At 70.1% G+C, this 5,325-nt stretch carries 6 protein-coding genes; 2 read left to right on the top strand and 4 right to left on the bottom strand.

The window, feature by feature from the left end; genetic code table 11:
- Nucleotides 1-243 precede the first annotated feature (243 nt).
- The 3 genes from FPZ47_RS26430 to FPZ47_RS28695 all read right to left on the bottom strand — a co-directional run bounded on the left by FPZ47_RS26430 (nucleotide 244) and on the right by FPZ47_RS28695 (nucleotide 1,978).
- Nucleotides 244-777 carry a peptidase gene (locus FPZ47_RS26430; protein WP_144956125.1) on the bottom strand — a complete coding sequence of 178 codons (534 nt, stop codon included), beginning with the start codon at nucleotides 775-777 and terminating at the stop codon, nucleotides 244-246.
- A gap of 181 nt (nucleotides 778-958) precedes the next feature.
- Nucleotides 959-1,582, bottom strand: a complete 624-nt coding sequence (locus tag FPZ47_RS26425; RefSeq protein ID WP_144956121.1) for a superoxide dismutase — start codon at nucleotides 1,580-1,582, stop codon at nucleotides 959-961.
- Nucleotides 1,583-1,822: 240 nt separating this feature from the next.
- Nucleotides 1,823-1,978, bottom strand: coding sequence for a hypothetical protein (locus tag FPZ47_RS28695; RefSeq protein WP_168209575.1), 156 nt, complete (start codon nucleotides 1,976-1,978; stop codon nucleotides 1,823-1,825).
- 392 nt (nucleotides 1,979-2,370) lie between these two features.
- Here FPZ47_RS28695 and FPZ47_RS26420 point away from each other — a divergent pair, with 392 nt between their 5' ends.
- Both FPZ47_RS26420 and FPZ47_RS26415 read left to right on the top strand, forming a co-directional pair.
- Nucleotides 2,371-3,444, top strand: coding sequence for a DUF4328 domain-containing protein (locus FPZ47_RS26420; RefSeq protein WP_144956118.1), 1,074 nt, complete (start codon nucleotides 2,371-2,373; stop codon nucleotides 3,442-3,444).
- A 4-nt stretch (nucleotides 3,445-3,448) separates the two neighbouring features.
- Nucleotides 3,449-4,306, top strand: a complete 858-nt coding sequence (locus FPZ47_RS26415; protein WP_144956116.1) for a glycerophosphodiester phosphodiesterase — start codon at nucleotides 3,449-3,451, stop codon at nucleotides 4,304-4,306.
- A 10-nt stretch (nucleotides 4,307-4,316) separates the two neighbouring features.
- Here the strand turns inward: FPZ47_RS26415 and FPZ47_RS26410 are convergent.
- Nucleotides 4,317-5,325 (bottom strand): LCP family protein (locus FPZ47_RS26410; RefSeq protein WP_246133575.1); only part of this gene is annotated, 1,009 nt, incomplete at its 5' end.

The raw sequence follows: 5,325 nt of genomic DNA, 5'->3' as shown, positions 1-5,325 counted from the left end.
GGCCGACGGGGCGGGAGCCGCGGGCGCCGGCTTGCGGAGTCGGCGGCCGGTTCGCGGGCGGCCCCGCTGGTTGGGGTGGTCGTCCGCACCAAGAGATCAGCGGTGTTTGCGGGCGTCTGCGCCGGCGGGGCGGTCGCGGCGGCGCGACCGGGCCGTCCGCCTGGGAGCCCGTGCACCGCTGTCCACAACGCGAAGCCGCCGGGGGCTTCCCCCGGCGGCGGTTGCCGAGGCGTGCGACTGCGACTACGCCGCGAGCAGCATCGCGAGGATCGCGGTGTCGGGATGGCTGATCGGATCGACGCCGACGCGGCTGACCATCGACGTGATCGTCCCGTCGGCCTCGGCCTCCACCCACGCGGCCCGGTGCTCGAGCCCCAGATAAGGCAGCCCGGGCAACAGCACGCATCCCGATGCCGCGCCGGTGCATTCCGGCAACGACGGGGTGGTTTCGGAGGGGGGATGCAGCATCAACAGAGCGGGGGGCTGACGGTCGGCGAAATAGCCTGGCTGGATCGCCGATTCGCCGACGACGGTGCCCTCGGCCAGCACCAAGCCCACCGTGCCCGGCTCGGGTTCGTCGGGCAATTCCTCGCGGGCGCCGAACACCGTTGTGGTGGAAAGCAATCCGGGCAGCGATGCGACGCGCACCGCGACCATGAGCAGCTGGGCCCATTCTTTCGTCGAGTCGGGCCAACGACCGGAGATCACAAACCCTTTGAGGGCGCCGCGAGAATGGAAAGGGGAAATCCCTATGGGTCCACCCGATCCGGCTTCCATCTCGACCTCCGTGCGCGTCCGTTCGAAATAACCACGCTGGTAGCCCGAATAACTCAGCATGCCCGCGGTTCGGGCCGGTCGCAACTCGACACGGCCACCGGCGGTCGGGATCTTGAAGTCCCCCGGAAAGCGCTCGGGGCGCCGCGCACCCCGCGCGGCGCCCCAGCCTGGGAATGGCACGTCAGCCGGAAATCAGGCCCTTGGTCCTCGACGTCGCGGCGGCGTAGCGCGACTGGACGTCCGCCCAGTTGACGATGTTCCAGAACGCCTTGGCGAAGTCGCCCTTGACGTTCTTGTACTGCAGGTAGAACGCGTGCTCCCACATGTCGAGCAACAGCAACGGGACGATGCCCAGCGGGAAGTTGGACTGGTGGTCGTAGACCTGGAAGATCAGCAGCCTGTTGCCCAGGGTGTCCCAGCCGAGGGCCGCCCAGCCCGAGCCCTGCACCGTGGTGGCCGCGGCGTTGAACTGAGCGCGGAACGTGTCGAACGACCCGAACGCCTCGTCGATGGCGGCGCCGAGATCGCCGGTCGGCTTGTCGCCGCCATTCGGCGACAGGTTCTTCCACCACATCGTGTGGTTGACGTGACCGCCCAGGTTGAATGCCAGGTTCTTCTCGTGCAGCAAGATCGCGGCGAAATCTTCCTTGGCGCGTGCTTCCTCGAGCTTTTCCAAAGCGGTGTTCGCGCCCTTGACGTACGTGGCGTGGTGCTTGGTGTAGTGAAGCTCGTTGATCTGGCCCGAGATGTGCGGTTCCAGCGCTGCGTAGTCCCAGTCCAAGTCGGGCAGGGTGTATTCAGCCACAGTATTCCTTTCTTAGTGATCGTTTCTCAGTGATCGTTCAGTGATCGTTCAGTGATCGTTCAGTGATCGTTCAGTGATCGTTCAGTGATCGTTCAGTGATCGCCTTGACGCTCATTCGCACGTGTCCACCACGCGCCGGCCTGGCATGGTCAACCCTGCTCCATGACCGCGCGCACCGCAAGAATCACCGCTACGGGCAGGTAACGGCATGCCCGCTGGGCCCCGTTTCAAGACGCAACGTCAAGACAAGACGATAACGGCCAACACGGCCAGCAGCAGCAGGGCGATCAGCCCCGCACGCACCGCGGCGACGCTGTGGCTGTGGTTCCAGGCGGGCGAGCCGGAATACGGGTTCGAGGGGCCCTGGGAACCAGAACCGAACGAATGCGTGGCCATCAGCCGCCCTCCACCTGCACGAAACCTCGCCGAAGTGAGATGAGTCACACGGAACTTTGCGTGACCGCGATCATAACCCTTTGCGCGCGTCCTGGAAAATGCGCCGGGTGGTGTTGCGGGAATTCGGGGCGGCGTTGCCGGCGAGGGCCGGGCGAACCGTGTCGCTCCGCGGCGGGGTCCGGCCTGTCGATGACATGGGGAGGTAAGCCGACAGTTGTCCACAGCCGCCGCGCCCAGACGGGCAAGACGCACGACGAATAGGGCGTGTACCCCGAAACATCATGTGGATAAACCTGTGGAAACTGTGGATAGCGAACGTCGGGGACGCGTTGCGGCGAGGCCGCGGGGGCGGCGTTCGGCCAGAGCTCGTCGCCACGCCTTAGGCTGGTCCGGTGATCCAGGTGTGCTCCCAGTGCGGCACTCGGTGGAACGTGCGCGAGCGACGGCGCGAATGGTGCCCACGCTGTCGCGGCCCGCTGCTGGCGCCGCACTCCGGGGCTGCGCCGGGTTCGCCGGCGATGCCGCCGGACCCCCGCTGGAGCACGGCCGGGGGCGCCCCGCCGCCCCGGGCGCCCGGCGGCCCGGGCTGGCAACGCACGCGGCCGCAGCTGCCGCCGGGCTTCCGGTGGATCGCGGTGCGCCCGGGCGCCGCCCCACCCCCGCGTCGCGGCCGGCGCTCCCGCGGCCCCACTCCGCGCTACTCGGTCATGCCGCGCTGGGGTTTGGCGGACCGGGTCGACCAGACCGTCGCGGCCACCCCGGCGCCGGCGAAGGCGGGACCACCGGCAGCTCTGGTGCGGACCATGATGTTCGTGAGCGTGCTGGTGCTCAGCCTCGCGGCCCTGGTCTACGTCGTGCGCTACGTGCTGCTGGTGATCAACCGGAACACGCTGCTCAACTCGGTGGTGGCCCTGGGCGCGGAGTGGCTCGGGGTGCTGGCCAGCGTGGTGGCGATCGCGGCGGTGATCACGTGTGCAGTGACCGCGATCCGGTGGCTGATCGCGCGCCGCGCCGCGGTGTTTGCGCACCACGGACTGCCGGAACCGCGCTCCGCCCGGCGTTTGTGGGCCGGCTGCGTGGTGCCGGTGGCCAACCTGGTGTGGGCTCCGGTGTACGTCATCGAGCTGGCCGTCCTCGAAGACCACTACGCCCGGCTGCGCAGGCCGATCCTGTACTGGTGGATCGCGTGGGTGTTCAGCTACGCGGTGTGGATCTTTGCCACCGTCACCAGCTTCGCCACCGACGCCCAGGGTATCGCCAACAACACCGTCATGATGGTGCTGACGTACCTGTTCGCGGCCGTGACCGTGGCCGCACTCGCCCGGGTCTTCGAAGGATTCGAACGCAAACCGGTGCAACGCCCGGCGCACCGCTGGGTGGTGGTCAGCCCCGACCAGCCGGATCGGCCCGCAGCACACGCGTCCGCCGGCCCTGTTGAGTTGCAGGGGCGGGAACCGGCAGCATAGTGGTATGACGTGGGCCGACGAGGTGCTCGCCGGGCATCCCTTTGTGGTCGCCCACCGGGGCGCGTCGGCCGGTCGGCCCGAACACACGCTGGCCGCCTACGACCTGGCGCTCAAGGAGGGCGCCGACGGCGTGGAATGCGATGTGCGGCTCACGCGGGACGGCCACCTGGTGTGCGTGCACGACCGCCGGCTGGACCGCACCTCCACGGGTGCGGGCCTGGTGAGCACGATGACGCTGGCAGAACTGCGCGAGCACGAGTACGGCGCGTGGCACGACAGCTGGCGCGCGGACGGCACGCACGGCGACACCAGCCTGCTGACGCTGGATTCGCTCGTGTCGCTCGTACTGGACTGGAACCGGCCGGTGAAGCTTTTCGTCGAGACCAAGCATCCGGTCCGGTACGGCTCGCTGGTGGAAAGCAAGCTTCTCGCGCTGCTGCACCGCTTCGGCATCGCCGCCCCGGCGTCGGCCGACCGGTCGCGCGCCGTGGTGATGTCGTTTTCGGCGGCGGCGGTGTGGCGGATCCGCCGTGCGGCGCCGCTGTTGCCGACGGTGCTGCTCGGCAAGACCGCCCGCTACCTGACCAGCAGCGCGGTCACGGCCGTCGGGGCCACCGCCGTCGGGCCGTCGTTGGCGACCTTGAAGGACTATCCGAAACTGGTGGACCGCGCCGCCGCGCAGGGCAGGGCGGTGTATTGCTGGAACGTCGACGAGTACGAGGACATCGACTTCTGCCGGGACATCGGGGTGGCCTGGCTCGCGACGCACCATCCGGGTCGCACCAAGGCCTGGCTGCAGAACGCCCGCACGGACGGGTTGGACGGCGGCCGGCCACCGCCGACGGGTGGCGTCACCGGCTGAGCGCGCGTCGTCATTGCCGCGCGTCGAGGGCGCCGGGCACCGGCGCGTCGGACGCGAGTGCGGCGAACAACGCGCCGGCCTCAGCGTGATCCCAGACCACGACCGACCCGGCTTCGGCGCTGGCGAACTCGCCGATCGGGACGGTCATCGTCGTGGCCGGTCCGTGCAGCGCCCAGCCGAGCCGGGCCAGATCCCACACGTGGTCGTCGCGGCCGAGGGTCAGGGCGTCGACGACCGCGTGCGGCACCGCATACCACCGCCACGGGTTCAGCCAGACGGCCGGGTCGGTGGCGCGGCGCAGCAGCGCCGCCATGAACGCCCGTTGGTTGACCATCCGGTCCAGGTCCGCCCGCGGTGTGTCGCGCGTCCTGACGTAGCCGAGCGCGTCGCGGCCGTCGAGGGTCTGGCAGCCGGCCGGCAGGTCGATGCCGGCCAGCGGGTCGTCGATCGGGGCTTCCGGGCACATGCGCACCCCGCCGAGCGCGTCGACCAGGGCGGCGAACCCCCCGAAGCCGATCTCGGCATAGTGGTCCAGGCGCAACCCGGTGGCCTGCTCCACCGTCCGGGTCAGCAGGGGCGCTCCGCCGATCGAGAACGCGGCGTTGATCTTGTCCCTGCCATGGCCCGGGATCGGCACGTAGGAGTCGCGGGGGAGGGACACCATCGTGGCCGCCGCGTGGTTCCGCAACCGCGGAAGGTGCACCAGCAGGATGGTGTCGGTGCGGCCGGCGCCCACGTCGCCGCCGGTGGACAGCTGCTGCTGCTGCACGGCGGTGAGCCCCTGGCGGCTGTCCGAGCCGACGAGCAGCCAGTTGGTGCCGCGGCCGGGAGCGGGGCGGTCGGGATAGTCGGTGAGGACCGGTGCACGGTGCAGGGCCGTGTCCAGCCAGGCGGCCCCGCCCACGATGCCGGCGCCGGCAATCAGCACAACTGCCGGCAGGCTCAGCGCGATCGCCCGCACCCAGCGGCGTCCGGAGCGCCGGGGCGCGGCCCGGGGCGGCGCCGCGGGCCGGGGCGGG

It is taken from the genome of Mycobacterium helveticum (assembly GCF_007714205.1).
Classification (GTDB): domain Bacteria; phylum Actinomycetota; class Actinomycetes; order Mycobacteriales; family Mycobacteriaceae; genus Mycobacterium; species Mycobacterium helveticum.
The sequence above is the reverse complement of the archived record's forward strand: the minus strand, read 5'-3'. Positions and strand labels throughout refer to the sequence as shown.